Source organism: Thermopetrobacter sp. TC1, from assembly GCF_000746275.1.
Classification (GTDB): Bacteria; Pseudomonadota; Alphaproteobacteria; order Rhizobiales; family Aestuariivirgaceae; genus Thermopetrobacter.
In genome coordinates, this window is record NZ_JQKX01000020.1 from 60,146 (window position 1) to 74,333 (window position 14,188).

At 61.8% G+C, this 14,188-nt stretch carries 10 protein-coding genes; 6 read left to right on the forward strand and 4 right to left on the reverse strand.

Annotation, left to right across the window (positions count from 1 at the left end; translation table 11 throughout):
• The first annotated feature begins 202 nt into the window (after positions 1–202).
• Together accC and EK16_RS02485 are read left to right on the forward strand one after the other, a co-directional pair.
• Complete coding sequence (gene accC, locus EK16_RS02480; RefSeq protein WP_038034382.1) at positions 203–2,248, forward strand: acetyl-CoA carboxylase biotin carboxylase subunit; 2,046 nt, start codon at positions 203–205, stop codon at positions 2,246–2,248.
• Positions 2,249–2,371: 123 nt separating this feature from the next.
• The gene (locus EK16_RS02485) at positions 2,372–2,668 is read left to right on the forward strand and encodes an acylphosphatase (RefSeq protein WP_038034383.1); all 297 of its coding nucleotides are present in this window, start codon (positions 2,372–2,374) and stop codon (positions 2,666–2,668) included.
• 317 nt (positions 2,669–2,985) lie between these two features.
• Here EK16_RS02485 and EK16_RS02490 read toward each other — a convergent pair whose 3' ends face one another.
• Positions 2,986–3,336 carry a hypothetical protein gene (locus EK16_RS02490; RefSeq protein WP_156098439.1) on the reverse strand — a complete coding sequence of 117 codons (351 nt, stop codon included), beginning with the start codon at positions 3,334–3,336 and terminating at the stop codon, positions 2,986–2,988.
• 284 nt (positions 3,337–3,620) lie between these two features.
• Here EK16_RS02490 and recJ point away from each other — a divergent pair, with 284 nt between their 5' ends.
• Positions 3,621–5,438 carry a single-stranded-DNA-specific exonuclease RecJ gene (gene recJ / locus EK16_RS02495; protein ID WP_051928812.1) on the forward strand — a complete coding sequence of 606 codons (1,818 nt, stop codon included), beginning with the start codon at positions 3,621–3,623 and terminating at the stop codon, positions 5,436–5,438.
• Positions 5,439–5,573: 135 nt separating this feature from the next.
• Here the strand turns inward: recJ and EK16_RS12130 are convergent, their stop codons facing one another.
• Together EK16_RS12130 and EK16_RS02500 are read right to left on the reverse strand one after the other, a co-directional pair.
• Complete coding sequence (locus tag EK16_RS12130; protein ID WP_156098440.1) at positions 5,574–6,104, reverse strand: hypothetical protein; 531 nt, start codon at positions 6,102–6,104, stop codon at positions 5,574–5,576.
• 234 nt (positions 6,105–6,338) lie between these two features.
• Positions 6,339–8,705, reverse strand: a complete 2,367-nt coding sequence (locus tag EK16_RS02500) for an Rne/Rng family ribonuclease (protein ID WP_051928813.1) — start codon at positions 8,703–8,705, stop codon at positions 6,339–6,341.
• Between the two features lie 856 nt (positions 8,706–9,561).
• Here EK16_RS02500 and EK16_RS11295 point away from each other — a divergent pair.
• On the forward strand, positions 9,562–11,079 hold the full coding sequence (locus tag EK16_RS11295) for an N-acetylmuramoyl-L-alanine amidase (RefSeq protein ID WP_051928814.1): 1,518 nt from the start codon (positions 9,562–9,564) through the stop codon (positions 11,077–11,079).
• 65 nt (positions 11,080–11,144) lie between these two features.
• Here the strand turns inward: EK16_RS11295 and hisI are convergent, their stop codons facing one another.
• Positions 11,145–11,600 (reverse strand): phosphoribosyl-AMP cyclohydrolase, encoded by a 456-nt coding sequence (gene hisI, locus EK16_RS02515; protein WP_038034389.1) that lies wholly within the window; start codon positions 11,598–11,600, stop codon positions 11,145–11,147.
• Positions 11,601–11,854: 254 nt separating this feature from the next.
• Here hisI and secG point away from each other — a divergent pair, with 254 nt between their 5' ends.
• Both secG and EK16_RS02525 read left to right on the forward strand, forming a co-directional pair.
• Positions 11,855–12,223 (forward strand): preprotein translocase subunit SecG, encoded by a 369-nt coding sequence (gene secG / locus EK16_RS02520; protein WP_038034531.1) that lies wholly within the window; start codon positions 11,855–11,857, stop codon positions 12,221–12,223.
• A gap of 330 nt (positions 12,224–12,553) precedes the next feature.
• On the forward strand, positions 12,554–14,182 hold the full coding sequence (locus EK16_RS02525) for a CTP synthase (protein WP_038034390.1): 1,629 nt from the start codon (positions 12,554–12,556) through the stop codon (positions 14,180–14,182).
• Positions 14,183–14,188 lie beyond the last annotated feature (6 nt).

Consider the following 14,188-nt stretch of genomic DNA (forward strand, 5'->3'; position numbering starts at 1 on the left):
TGGGCCTTTTGCTTTCACTTGTATGGCGATTTGCGGGGGGTGAGGGGATCTTTCGCCTTTTGCAGTGTTTACGCCCGCAAGACGGGCTGGCTACAGTTGCGCGAGCCTGCGGCTGCCCAAGGCTGCCGCTTTTGGCAGGCCCGGCATCGTCTGCCCGTTGAGAAGCAAGATCACACTCGTTACCGGAATGCAAGGCAGGACCATGACCGCACGCAAGGCCCCTTTCGCGAAAATCCTCATCGCCAACCGCGGCGAGATCGCCTGCCGCATCATGCGCACGGCCAGGCGCCTCGGCATTGCCACTGTTGCGGTCTATTCCGAGGCCGACCGCAACGCCCTGCATGTGGACATGGCTGACGAGGCCGTTTGCATCGGCCCGGCTCCGGCGGCGGAATCCTATCTGCGTATTGATCGCATCATTCAGGCCGCACAACAGACCGGGGCGGAGGCGATCCATCCCGGCTATGGTTTTCTCTCCGAAAACCCGGCCTTTGTTGAGGCCTGCGAAGAGGCGGGCATCGTCTTCATCGGCCCCAACACCAGGGCCATTGCGCTGATGGGCGACAAGATCACCTCCAAGCGCGTGGCGCAGGAGGCGGGGGTATCCATCGTGCCCGGGCATGTGGGGGAGATCGAGGATGCGGAAACGGCGGTACGCATCGCTGAGGAAATCGGCTATCCGGTGATGATCAAGGCTTCCGCCGGCGGCGGCGGCAAGGGCATGCGCATTGCCTGGTCCGCCGATGAGGTGCGCGAGGGCTTTGCCTCCGCCCGCTCCGAGGCCCGCTCCTCTTTCGGGGATGAGCGCATCTTCATCGAGAAATTCATCGACAATCCCCGCCATGTCGAAATCCAGATCCTGGCGGACAAGCACGGCAACGTCATATACCTCGGCGAGCGCGAGTGCTCCATCCAGCGGCGCAATCAGAAGGTCATCGAGGAAGCGCCGTCCCCTCTGCTTGATGAGGAAACGCGCAAGGCCATGGGCGAGCAGGCCGTGCGCCTGGCCAAGGCTGTCGGCTATGATTCTGCCGGCACCGTGGAATTTGTCGCCGGGCAGGATCGCTCCTTCTATTTTCTGGAGATGAACACCCGCCTGCAGGTGGAGCATCCGGTCACCGAGCTGATCACCGGTCTTGACCTCGTGGAGCTGATGATCCGCATCGCCGCCGGCGAGCCGCTGCCCCTTGCGCAGGAGGATGTGCGCTTGAACGGCTGGGCCATTGAAAGCCGCATCTATGCCGAGGATCCCTATCGCAACTTCCTGCCCTCCACCGGCCGCCTGAAACGGTTCATCCCGCCCGCGGAAGAGCAGGCGCCCAAGCGCGTGGTGCGCGTGGATACCGGCGTGCGCGAAGGCGATGAGATTTCCATGTTCTACGATCCGATGATCGCCAAGCTCATCACTTGGGGGCCGGATCGCGACAGCGCCATTGCCGCGCAGATTGATGCGCTCGATGCCTTTCATGTCGATGGCATTCGCACCAATGTCGCCTTTCTCTCCGCCGTGCTGCGTCATGAACGGTTTCGCAAGGGGGCCCTGTCCACCTCCTTCATCGCCGATGAATTCCCGGACGGATTTTCCGGCGCGGAAGAGACGGAAGACGTGCGCGAGACCCTCATTGCCGTCGCCGTCAGTGCCGATCACATGGACAACATGCGCCGCAGCCGCATCAGCGGCCGCATCGATGGTGCCGGCAATGCCTTTGATGTGCATCGCGTCGTCGTTTCGGAAGCGGATGACATGGCCGTGCCCGTGACCATTCTCGAAAGTGAGGATGGGCGTTTGCGCCTGCGCATCGGGGAAGAAGGCAGCGAACGGGAGATCACCGTCAGCCATCGCTGGCATCCGGGCCTGCCCATCTGGGAAGGGCGGGTGAATGACCGCGCCGTGCATGTTCAGATCCGGCGCGTGGGCAATGACTGGCACCTCTTGCATCATGGCGTGGAGAAAATCCTGCGGGTCTACAGCCGCCGCGAGGCGGAGCTTGCCCGCTTCATGCCGAAGAAGGAGCCGCCCGATACCTCGCGTCAGCTCATCTGCCCCATGCCCGGCCGTGTCATCTCCGTTGCGGTGGAGCCGGGGCGCACGGTGAAGGCCGGCGAGCCCTTGTGCGTGATCGAGGCGATGAAGATGGAAAATATCCTGCGGGCGGAGCGTGATGTCATCGTGCAGGTGGTGCACATTGCGCAAGGCGATGCCGTCTCCGTCGATCAGGTGCTCATGGAGTTCGAGCCCGTTTCCTGAACCTGCCTGTTCCGTTCAGGCCTAGGGGGAAAAACACGCTCTCGCATGCCTGATCGCGTCTTTTGTTTGGCGCTTTGGTTTGCGCTATCCTTGTCCGCGTCAGTCAGGGGCGAGGGCACGATCATGACGGAAAACGCAAGAACGATATGCCTGCATGCCCGCATTCGCGGCCGTGTGCAGGGGGTCTGGTATCGGGCCTGGATGGAGAAGGCGGCCCAGTCTCTTGATGTGTCAGGTTGGGTGCGCAACCGCCGTGATGGTTCGGTGGAGGCGCTCTTATGCGGCCGAGAGGATGCCGTGCGCCGCTTAATCGAACTTGCCCATGATGGCCCGCCGGCTGCGCGCGTTGAGAGTATCGATGTTGAGGAGGTGGCGGATCCTCCCGGCATGAGCGGCTTTGAAATCCGCCCGACGGTGTAACACCAGGTTGCGTAAATCACTGGCCGATGAAACCGCCCCGCGTCCCCGCCCAAGCCCCTTGTCTTTCATAATTTGGGGGTTGGGCGGGGGCGCGGGGCGGTGGGTGGTTCATTACGCAGGTTGGCATAAGAAGCGGATCTTGAAAAAAGCGGCATCCCGCGAACCGGGGAGGGGAGAGGTGTTCGCGGGATGCCAAGGGGTGCGGGCCTTGTCTGCTTCAAGGCGGGAGGGGAACCGCCTTTCGGTTGCTGGGGGGACGGCACATCAGGCAGCAAGGCCCGCACTTTTTGGGCTTGGGGCAGGGGAAAGAGGAAACGCTACCACACACGCACGCGACGACACACTCTCTTGCGCACAACTTTTCGCTTCCAGCGATGCCCGTTCCACCAGCGGATCACCTTGCGTTTCCGCCAGCAGCGGGTGCGCCAGCGCGGACGATGATAGCGGCGCGGCGTGACATAATATGTGTTGTAGATCACCGGACGCGGCACGTAATAATAGTAAGGGTAGTAATAGGGGCCGCCCCAGTAGACAGGGCCGGGCACACCCACACCGATGTGAATGTGCACATGCGTCTTGGCCTGCGCCGGCGTGGTCGCGGTGGTAACGGCGCCGCCCACGGTGATGACCGCTGCGGCAAAGAGGGGAGCCAGACGTTTCATCCACATGGTGCCAACCTCCCGGTTCTCCGGGGGCTTTCTGCCCCGGCCGCGCCGGCAAAAGGCGCGGTTTTTTGTCCCTTCGCCGGTCGTTTTACCCTCTGGTGGCTGAACGCTGTCTGATACCCGCATTCATCTGCCGTTCATCTTGCTCACAAGGAGCGGATTGCGCCCTTGTGCCCGCGCATCGAATCGCCCACAGATCATGACGTCTGCTCATGAGGTCTTGTGTGCGCAGGCTGGCGCAGGCAAGGCCGCGACGCCAAGCGAACGTGAGGGGAGGGAGCCCGCCCATGACCCTGTTGCCGGAGAATGACAGGCCCCGCGCCGAAAAGGCCTTTCTGGGCGTTGAGCGCTCCGTCTCCGGCCGCATCTGGCTGGCGCGCCCCTGCGATTCGCGTCAGGCGCTCGCCATTGCCCAGACACATGACCTGCCGGACATCCTCGGGCGGGTGCTTGCCGCCCGTGGCGTGTTGATCGATGAGGTGCCGGATTATCTCAATCCCACCCTGCGCCGCCTCATTCCGCCGCCGGCCCTGGTGCGGGATCTCGAAAAGGGGGCTGAGCGCCTCGCCCGCGCCGTTCGTGAGGGCGAGGATGTGGGCGTCATCGGCGATTATGACGTGGACGGCACCAGCGCCACGGCCATGCTCGTTGAGTTTTTGCAGACTGCCGGCATAAACCCGCGCGTGCACATTCCCCATCGAATCGAGGAGGGCTATGGCCCTTCAAAGGCGGCGGTGGATGCCTTCGCCGAAACCGGTGTGCGGCTTCTGCTCACGCTCGACTGCGGCGCCATGGCCCATGACGTTCTCGCCCATGCCGCCGCGCGCGGGCTTGAGACCATCGTTGTCGATCATCATCAGATGGGCACGGCCTTGCCGCCGGCCCATGCCGTGATCAACCCCAACCGGGCGGATGATGACTCGGGCCTGGGCCATCTCTGCGCCGCCGGGCTCACCTTTCTGCTGGTGGCGCTCACCGCCCGCCTGCTGGAGAAAGAGGGGCACTGGCAGACACTGGGCCGCATGGCGCCCGACCCGCTGCAATGGCTTGATCTGGTGGCGCTGGCCACGGTGTGCGACGTGGTGCCCTTGAAAGGGCTCAATCGCGCCTATGTCCGGCAGGGGCTGCGGGTGATGGCCAAGCGCGCGCGCAAGGGGCTCGCGGCTCTGGCTGACTGCGCCCGCCTGCAGCATGCGCCGGATGTGCATGCGCTCGGTTTCGTGCTCGGCCCGCGCATCAATGCCGCCGGGCGCATCGGCCATGCCCATCTCGCCCTGCAGCTGCTCACCACCCGCCGCCAGGATGAAGCCCAATCCCTGAGTTTTCAGCTGGAACGCCTCAACCGCGAACGCCAGGAGCTGGAAGCGGCCATCGTGGAAGAGGCCGTCATTCAGGCCGAAAAGAGCCTGTCCGAAAGCGGGCGGCGCCATCCGCTCGTCGTTGCGGGTGCGGACTGGCATCCCGGCGTCATCGGCCTTGTCGCCGCCCGGCTGAAGGAGCGTTTCGCCCTGCCGGCGGTGGCCTTCAGCATCGATGATCAGGGGCAGGCCACCGGTTCGGCCCGTTCCGTTGAGGGGGTGGATATCGGCCGGGCCGTTGCCTCGGCCGTTGCCGAAGGCATTCTGGAGCGGGGCGGCGGGCATGCCATGGCGGCCGGCATGGCCTGTGCGGCCGAACGCATTGCGGATTTCCGTGCCTTTCTCGATCAGGCCCTGTCCGCGGATCTGGCGCAATTGCCGGAACAGCCGCCGCTGTTTGTGGACGGTGCCCTCACCGCCGGGGCCGCATCCGCCGATCTCGTACGGCTTCTGGATTCTGCCGGGCCCTATGGCGCCGGCAATCCCCGCCCGGTGTTCGTGCTGCCGGCGCATCGGGTGGAATGGACGGATGTGGTCGGCGAGCGGCACGTGCGCTGCACCTTGCGCGCCGCAGACGGCACGCGGCTGAAAGCCATCGCCTTTCGCGCCGTGGGCACGCCGCTTGGCGATGCCTTGCTCAACGCCGATCACAGGCCGATGCATGTGGCCGGGCGTCTGGCGCTGGACGGCTGGAACGGCGCCAACGCCGCCCAGCTGCTGATCACCGATGCCGCCCCTGTTGGCTAAAAGTTAAAATTCAACAAGCTACTCCGCGTCATCACTAAACATACAATTTATTTGGATAGTTTAATCGGGGGCATTCGTCATTGAGAGATATAAAAACCCAAAGAAAAGAGATTTTTTGATTTTTAAAAATCCTCTTTAGTTTTCTCTATAACGTTGCAATATTTGGCGAAACAATTCTATGCCATAACGCAAATCAATACTAAATCCAAAAATTCCCGGCCTTAACTCAAACATTCTCATTATGCCTTCTGCTTCGATATTATAATAAGCTTGTCGTGCAACCTTAAATAAATCAACGCTTTCATCAAAAGCAGATTCAGAAATTCTTTCTAATATATCTCGAATCTGATTTATATTTTTATAATTTGTATGTCTTCCGAAATGCAAAATAAACCATGGATGTTTCTGTGGGTCAAATTCATTGAAATCAACGTTGATCATCAAAATGGCTGGAGTATTTCTAAGTTCTTCTCTTTGATTTCTTGTCCAATTTTTTTCCAAAATATGTGTTTTAACTTCGTCAATATCTCCTATAAACGGGCGCACAACAGCCCCTTTATCACGTAATCTCCTAGCAAATCTTTCTAATTCCAGATCAAGTTGGTGCGCAAATTGTGTTTGAGATTCTATATAATCTTCATATAAAAGAAAAAAAAGATAGCGCATTTTTCCGCGCGTAACTCCAATATAACTATGTGTAATCCACATATCCCCCTCCAATTTTTATTTCTGCAAGTTTTATACCTTCATAATGAATGAAATGCAAGGATGAGTAAATAATCATTAAAACGATCCGGAACGGGAAACAATCCCGTTCCGGCAGATGTCGTTAATCCCGTTTCTCAAGTATTTCTCACAACGCCTTGATTCAATGGCGTATGAGTTGGGCCGACCGCGATCTCACTCCGCGGCGCGGGCAACGGCCTGCGCCGGCGAGCGCGAACGGCGGCGGCCGCCGCGGCGCCGGCCGCCCCGCCGTCCCCGGCGTGAGCGGGCGGGCTTCTCCTTGCGCTTCACAAGCAGAACGGTGTCGCCCAGATCGACGACCTCGAAGGGCGAGCCGGCCTTGCGCCGCCCGTTGCGCCGGCTGCGGCCATTGCCGTTGCGCACTTTCTGCGCTGACTGCGCTGAGGATTCCGCTGCCGTCTGCGATTCTGGGGCTGCGGTTTCAGCAGTGGCCTGCTGCATCTGCACCGAGGCCTGAGCGCCGGCCGTGGCGGCGGTCTCTGCCGCTTCCGGGGCCGCATCACTCAAGCCTTCGCCGCCCCGGCGCCGCACGATCAGCACCATGGACCCGATATCCACGATCTTGAACGGCGAGGTGCCCTTGTCATCGGGATCATCGCCCATGGCCGCCTGCAGCTGCTTCAGCCGGGCCTGCGCCCGCTCGCGTGCCTTGCGGCCGCCGCGCTTGCCCCGGCGCCGGCGCTTGCGCTTGCGCGGCTCCTTCTGTGCGCTTTCCGCCTCCGCCTCTGTGGCCGTTTCCGTTTCCTGTTCCGCAGCCTCCGCGCTTTCTTCAAGGGTCTGCTGCATCACGGTATCGATGCGCACCGTCTGCGTCTGCGCCGCGGAGCGCTGACGGGCGGGCGTGAGGGTCTGGCTGCCCGGCACCAGCTCGAAGGCAGCCGGCGCGATATCGCGATCAGGCTCGATATAGATGGACACGCCGTATTGATGCTCCAGCCCCGTGAGGTGATCGCGCTTCTGATTGAGGATGTAGAAGGCGACATCCGGGCTGCATTTCACGATCAGCGCCGGATGGGTGTTGGTGGTCAGCGCCTCCTCGATGCCGCGCAGAACCGACAGGGCGGAAGAGGAAACGGAGCGGATCAGCCCGGTGCCGAAACAGTGCGGGCAGGGGCGGGTGGCGTTTTCCAGCATGCCCTGACGCAGCCTCTGGCGCGACATTTCCAGCAGGCCGAAATGCGAGATCCGCCCCACCTGGATGCGGGCACGATCGTTTTTGAGGGCCTCCTTCAGCCGCCGCTCCACCGCGCGGTTGTTCTTCTTCTCCTCCATGTCGATGAAATCGATGACGATCAGCCCGGCCAGATCCCGCAGCCTGAGCTGCCGCGCGATTTCCTCCGCCGCCTCGAGGTTGGTCTTCAGCGCCGTGTCCTCGATGGAATGCTCCTTTGTGGACTTGCCGGAGTTGATGTCGATGGACACGAGCGCCTCCGTCTGGTTGATCACCAGATAGCCGCCCGAGGGCAGCGGCGCGATGGGGGAGAAGAGCTGATCGAGCTGTTGATCCACCTTGTAGCGGGAGAACAGCGGCACCGGCTCCTTGTAAAGCTTCACGTTGCGGGCGTGCGAGGGCATCATCATCTTCATGAAGGCCCGCGCCTCGCGATAGGCCTCCTCGCCCTCGACCAGGATCTCGGACACGTCCTTGGAATAGAGATCGCGGATCGCCCGCTTGATCAGGTTGCCTTCCTCATAGATCAGCGCCGGCGCGGTGGATTTCAGCGTCAGCTCGCGGATGTTCTCCCAAAGCCGCAGCAGATAGTCGAAATCGCGCTTGATCTCGGCCTTGGTGCGCTGGGCGCCGGCGGTACGGATGATCAGGCCCATGCCCTCCGGCACCGCAATCTCCTGCGCGATTTTCTTGAGCCGCTTGCGGTCCTTGGGATCGGTGATCTTGCGCGAAATGCCGCCGCCGCGGGCGGTATTGGGCATGAGCACGCAATAGCGCCCGGCAAGGGAAAGATAGGTGGTCAATGCCGCGCCCTTGTTGCCGCGCTCCTCCTTGACCACCTGCACCAGCATCACCTGCCGGCGCTTGATCACCTCCTGGATCTTGTACTGCCGCTGGCGCTTGCGCGGCCGCCGCTGCGGCACCTCTTCCAGAGCATCCTCCGCGCCCACGGCGTCCACGGCCTCTTCGCCGTTCTCAGCGGCACCTTCCGCAGCCGGGCTTGCCTCACCGTTTTCGTCCTCCTCCGCGGCGTGCGCATCCTCCTCTTCCTCGCGCAGGAGCGCCTCGCGGTCGGCAACCGGAATCTGATAATAGTCGGGATGAATTTCGCTGAAGGCGAGAAACCCGTGCCGGTTGCCGCCATAGTCCACGAAAGCGGCCTGCAGGGAAGGTTCGACGCGGGTGACCTTGGCGAGGTAGATGTTTCCTTTCAGCTGCTTGCGGGTTGCCGATTCGTAGTCGAACTCCTCGATCTTGTCATCCTTGACCACCACCACCCGGGTCTCCTCCGGGTGCGAGGCGTCGATGAGCATCTTGCGGTTCTTCTCGGTCTTCTGTGTTCTGGCCATGATGGCTAATCCCCGCACGCGGCCCGCATGCGCGCGCCATTCTGCCGGTCTCCGGGTGGGGATGGCGGCTGCGCTTGCGGGGGGCGTGCTCAATTTCCGTGAGGCGGGCCGGGCCAAGACGCACTTCCTCACTGCCGTCGGCAAAAAGTGCCGAAGGCGGGCAGCCCGGCGCCATGATGGCGAATCCGGCTGTCATTGTCGGGGAAGAGTGCATGGCAACGAGCCCGTCATCCTGTTTGCTACGTGGTTGTCCGTTTCAGAGCTTTTGCATTCCCGGTTTTTCGCCTGCCGCAGCGGCCGAAAGAGCGGCGCCGCAGACATGGCGAACATTGTCCTTGCCTCTTCGGAAGGCGCCGTTGCCGGGCCTTCCGCCCAAATCCCGCGACCGTCGGCAGAAAGGGGTGCGTCATAGAAGAAAACGCCCGGAGAACCGGCCGCGGGCGAATCCTGCCAAATCCGTGTCCGGAAACATGAAATCCGGACCCCTTGGTGGAATTTGTCCGCATCCTCTTTCTATGCCCTTCCGCCGGCACATGCAAGGACATGAAGGCGCGGCTTTCGCCCATTGACGGCGGTAAGGCGCGCTCAAGGTCGCTTTGCTTGCGGGTTTCCTGCGGCAAGGGATGGTTAACCGCACCGCCATAGAATGCCTAAAGGCGGGCCTGCTTTAAGCCGTTTGTGCAAGACGCCATGCGGCAGATGGCCGATCTTTGGGCGAATCGCTCAACAGAGAGGCGGGAGAAAGCGGGCCTGACAGGGAGTGCGGGAGCCGTCGTGCATGGTTTCGGACGTGCAAGGATCGTGTGCGCGCAAGCGGACGCTTCATCGTGTCCGTCCGGTAAAATGCCGGGCGGGCATGCTCGGGCTGTCTGTTCTGACGCTTCTGCTCCTATTCCTGCTTGATCTCGCAGGGCCTTTCCTTGACGCGCAGGCGGCAAGGGCGGGATCGCTTGCCGTGCCCGTGGCCAGCCACGCCCGCATTCGCGGCGATTCCACCGCCACCCGCTTTGAGGCCGATCTCACCTTTGCCATTCCCTTCAATGTCTATGTGAAAAAGGACCCCTACCGGGTCTTCATCGATCTGCCGGCGGTGGATTTTCGCTTCGGCTCCGGCGCCGGGCGCAAGGGGCGCGGGCTGATCCGCGCCTTTCGCTACGGGCGTATGGGAGAGGATCGCGCCCGCATCGTGCTGGATGTGGACGGGCCGGTGCTCATTCGCAGATCCTACGTTCATCACGCCAGGGATGGCCTGCCTGCGCGCATGGGCGTGGAGCTGATCCGCACCGATGCCAAAACCTTCGCCGCGCTTTTGCGGAACAGCGAGACAGGCCGCGCCCCCCAGCCAAAGCATGGCGCGGGGCAGGGGGACGACGCCCTGGAAAAGGAGCGCCAGCAGGTGGCGGCGGCCTATCGGCACCTCATCGAACAGGCCCTGAAGGACGAGGGCCTCAACCCCACTGGAAGGCCAAATCCGGCGCTCGATCCGCTTCTGGAAAATGATCCGCTCAGCCTCGATGCCGCTGAGGTGCGCACCGGCGAATCCACAAAAAAGGCTGAAACGCGCAAGACGGCACAAGAGAGACGGGATAAGGCAACAGCAAAGCGGGCGCTTACGAATGGCCGCGGCGGAAAGGAGGTCGGCCCCTCATCCGCCGGACGCAGGAAGGCCTTGTCAAACCGGCGGCCGCTCATCGTCATCGACCCCGGTCATGGCGGCAAGGATCCGGGCGCCATTGGCTGGAAGAATGTGCGGGAGAAGGACCTCGTGCTCGCCTTCGCCCGTGATCTTGCCCGGGCCCTGAAGCGTTCGGGGCGTTTTCGCGTTTTGCTCACCCGCTCCGGCGATAGCTTTCTCACCCTGCGTCAGCGTGTGGATTTCGCCCGCCGCCATGGCGCACAGCTGTTCATCTCCATTCATGCCGACAAGTTCCGCTCAGGAGCGGCGCGCGGCCTTGCCGTCTATACACTTTCCGAAGAGGCGTCCGATGAAGAGGCCGCGGAACTGGCCCGCAGCGAAAACGCCGCCGACATTATCGATGGCGTTGATCTCGGTGCGGAAGAGGAGGCGGTGAAGGACATTCTCATCGATCTTGCCATGCGCGAGACCAAGAATCGCTCCATTCACTTCGCCCGCACGCTCACCCGCAGCCTGAAAGGCGCGGTGAAGTTGCGCACCCGGCCCATTCGCTCCGCCGATTTCCGCGTTCTGCGCAATCCGGATGTGCCGGCGGTTCTTATTGAGCTTGGCTATGTCTCCAACCCCCGGGATGTGCGCAACATGCAATCGCCCGCCTGGCGCCGGCGGGCGGCGGCGGCCATGGCCCGTGCCGTAAAGCGCCATATCGAAACGCAGGTGGCGCTGGAACATCGCTGAAAAGGGCAGGGCGAAAGAACACCCTATGAAACAACTCCTGTCAGGCCTTGCTGCCCTGGCTCAGCTCAGCCGCCATAGACGTCCTTGGGATCGAACAGTCGCTCCGCTTCCACCGGCTCAAGGGTAGCGGCCCCTTCCGCGTTCCTGACAATGCGGCGATAAAAGCAGCTTTTGCGCCCGGTGTGACAGGCCGCACCGCGGCCCTGTGGCGTCACTTTCAGCCAGATGACATCCTGATCACAATCAGTGCGCGCTTCCACAAGCTTCAGCGTTTCGCCGGAACTTTCCCCCTTGCGCCAGAGCTTGCCGCGGGAGCGGGAATAGAAGGTGGCCAGCCCATCACTGAGCGTTTTTTCAAGCGCCTCGGCATTCATCCAGGCGAACATCAGCACAGCGCCCGTGTCCGCATCGGTGACGATGGCCGGGATGAGCCCCTTGTCATCAAAACGGGGCAGGAAGGTATCGCCTTCCTCGATCTGTGCCTTGTCAGCTTCCTTGCGCTCTGCGAAGATCCTGCTCATGATCCCTATCCGTTCTTTAGCTTTGTGATGCGCAATTCCTTGATAGGCCGGCCTTGAAGGGCGGCCTTCTGTTTCGTTGACTTCGGTAGAGGGCAAAAAGCGCTCAATCAAGCGGCAATTCTGAACACATAAGCGGGACAGGGGCGGCAATTGCCTGTTGTCGCCTCTGCCGGAACCGGCTAAAGAGAGCGGCAGGATCCACCCGGCCGCCGGAAATGTCATGGCGCGCCGGCGCTATTCTCGTGGAGAGGATCATGATCACGGTCATCCTGGTGATTCATCTCATCATCACCATCGCGCTTATCGGCGTCATTCTCCTGCAGCGCTCCGAAGGCGGCGCCTTAGGGATTGGCGGCTCCTCGCCCGGTTCCCTGTTCACCGCGCGTGGCGCGGCCAACGCGCTCACCCGCACCACCGCCGTGCTGGCCACTGCCTTTTTCATCACCTCCATCCTGCTCACCATGCTCACGGTGCGCGCGGAGAAGCCGAAATCCATATTCGACGAAACCGGCACGCCGGCACAGAACGGCTCGGTGCTGCCCAATCTGCCCAAGAAACCGGCGCAGCCTCAGGCGCCGGCCAGCCCGAAGCCGGCAACGCCGCAGGTGCCCGTGGAGCAGTGATCGGAAAGGGGCGCTTGCCGCAGCACGATCATGTTACGGGTTATGCGTGATCAAAAATGAACAAGGGGCGGAAGGAAAAGCTTCCGCCCTTTTGCCATGAAGGCCGGCGCATTTGCCTTAACGAGCAGAGGAAAATGACTCGGGCGGTGGAAAAGCCATGCTCCTCTCTTTGCGCGGCGCACAAGCCGGAGTAACCAGAAACGAAGGATCGGGATCGTTCAGGGATTCGTGATCTTTCAGGGCACCGGCGTTGAGCACCAGGACCATCCAGTTCTCAGGGCCGGAACAGGGCAGGGCAATCACACAAGAAAACAGGCTAAAGCGAGGGCCATGGCGCGCTATATCTTCATCACCGGCGGTGTGGTCTCCTCTTTAGGCAAGGGGATTGCGTCCGCGGCACTGGGGGCCTTGCTGCAGGCGCGGGGCTATTCGGTGCGCCTGCGCAAGCTGGATCCCTATCTCAATGTGGATCCGGGCACCATGAGCCCCTATCAGCATGGTGAGGTCTTCGTCACCGACGACGGGGCGGAAACCGACCTCGACCTTGGCCATTACGAGCGCTTCACCGGCCGCTCTGCGGTGCGGGATGACAACATCACCACCGGGCGCATCTATCAGCAGATCATCGCCAAGGAGCGCCGCGGCGATTATCTGGGCGCCACGGTTCAGGTGATTCCGCATGTGACCGACGAGATCAAGCAGTTCATCCTCTCCGGCAACGAGGATTATGATTTCGTGCTCTGCGAGATCGGCGGCACGGTGGGCGATATCGAGGCGCTGCCCTTCTTCGAGGCCATCCGCCAGCTCGGCAATGAGCTGCCGCGCGGCACCACCGCTTATATGCACCTGACATTGGTGCCCTATATTCCCGCCGCCGGCGAGCTGAAGACCAAGCCCACGCAGCATTCGGTGAAGGAGCTGCGCAGCATCGGCATTCAGCCGGATGTGCTGCTCTGCCGGGCCGATCGCCCGATACCGGAAAACGAGCGGAAAAAGATCGCCCTGTTCTGCAACGTGCGCCCTTCTGCCGTCATTCAGGCGCTGGATGTCTCCTCCATCTATGACGTGCCCATGGCCTATCACGCCGAGGGGCTGGATCGGGAAATCCTTGCCGCCTTTGGCATCGAGGGCGCGCCGAAACCCGATCTCTCCCGCTGGAAGGAAATCTCGGAGCGCATCCACAATCCGGAAGGCGAGGTCACCATCGCCATCGTCGGCAAATACACAGGGCTTAAGGATGCCTACAAGTCTCTGATCGAGGCGCTCACCCATGGCGGCATCGCCAATCGCGTGCGTGTGAACCTCAAATGGATTGAATCGGAGATCTTCGAGCGTGAGGATCCCGCCCCCTGGCTGGAAGATGTGGACGGCATTCTCGTGCCCGGCGGCTTTGGCGAGCGCGGCGCGGAAGGCAAGATCCTCGCCGCCCGCTTTGCGCGCGAACGCGGCGTGCCGTATTTCGGCATCTGTTTTGGCATGCAGATGGCTGTGATCGAGGCCGCGCGCAATCTCGCCGGCCTGAAGAATGCCTGTTCAACGGAGTTCGGTGCGTGCGCCGAGCCGGTTGTCGGCCTCATGACCGAGTGGATGAAGGAGGGCGAGCTGCAGAAACGCTCCGCCGATGGCGATCTGGGCGGCACTATGCGGCTTGGCGCCTATCCGGCCGTGCTCAAGCCCGGCTCGAAGGTGGCGTCCATCTATGGCACCACCGAAATTTCCGAGCGTCACCGGCATCGCTATGAGGTGAACACGGCCTACCGTGAGGTGCTGGAAAAGGCGGGGCTTGTCTTCTCGGGCATGTCGCCGGACGGGCTGTTGCCGGAAATCGTGGAGATCCCCGATCATCCCTGGTTCATCGGCGTGCAGTTCCATCCCGAACTGAAATCGCGGCCCTTTGATCCGCACCCGCTCTTTGCCTCCTTCATCGCCGCCGCGATCGAACAAAGTCGGCTTGTGTAAGGCACT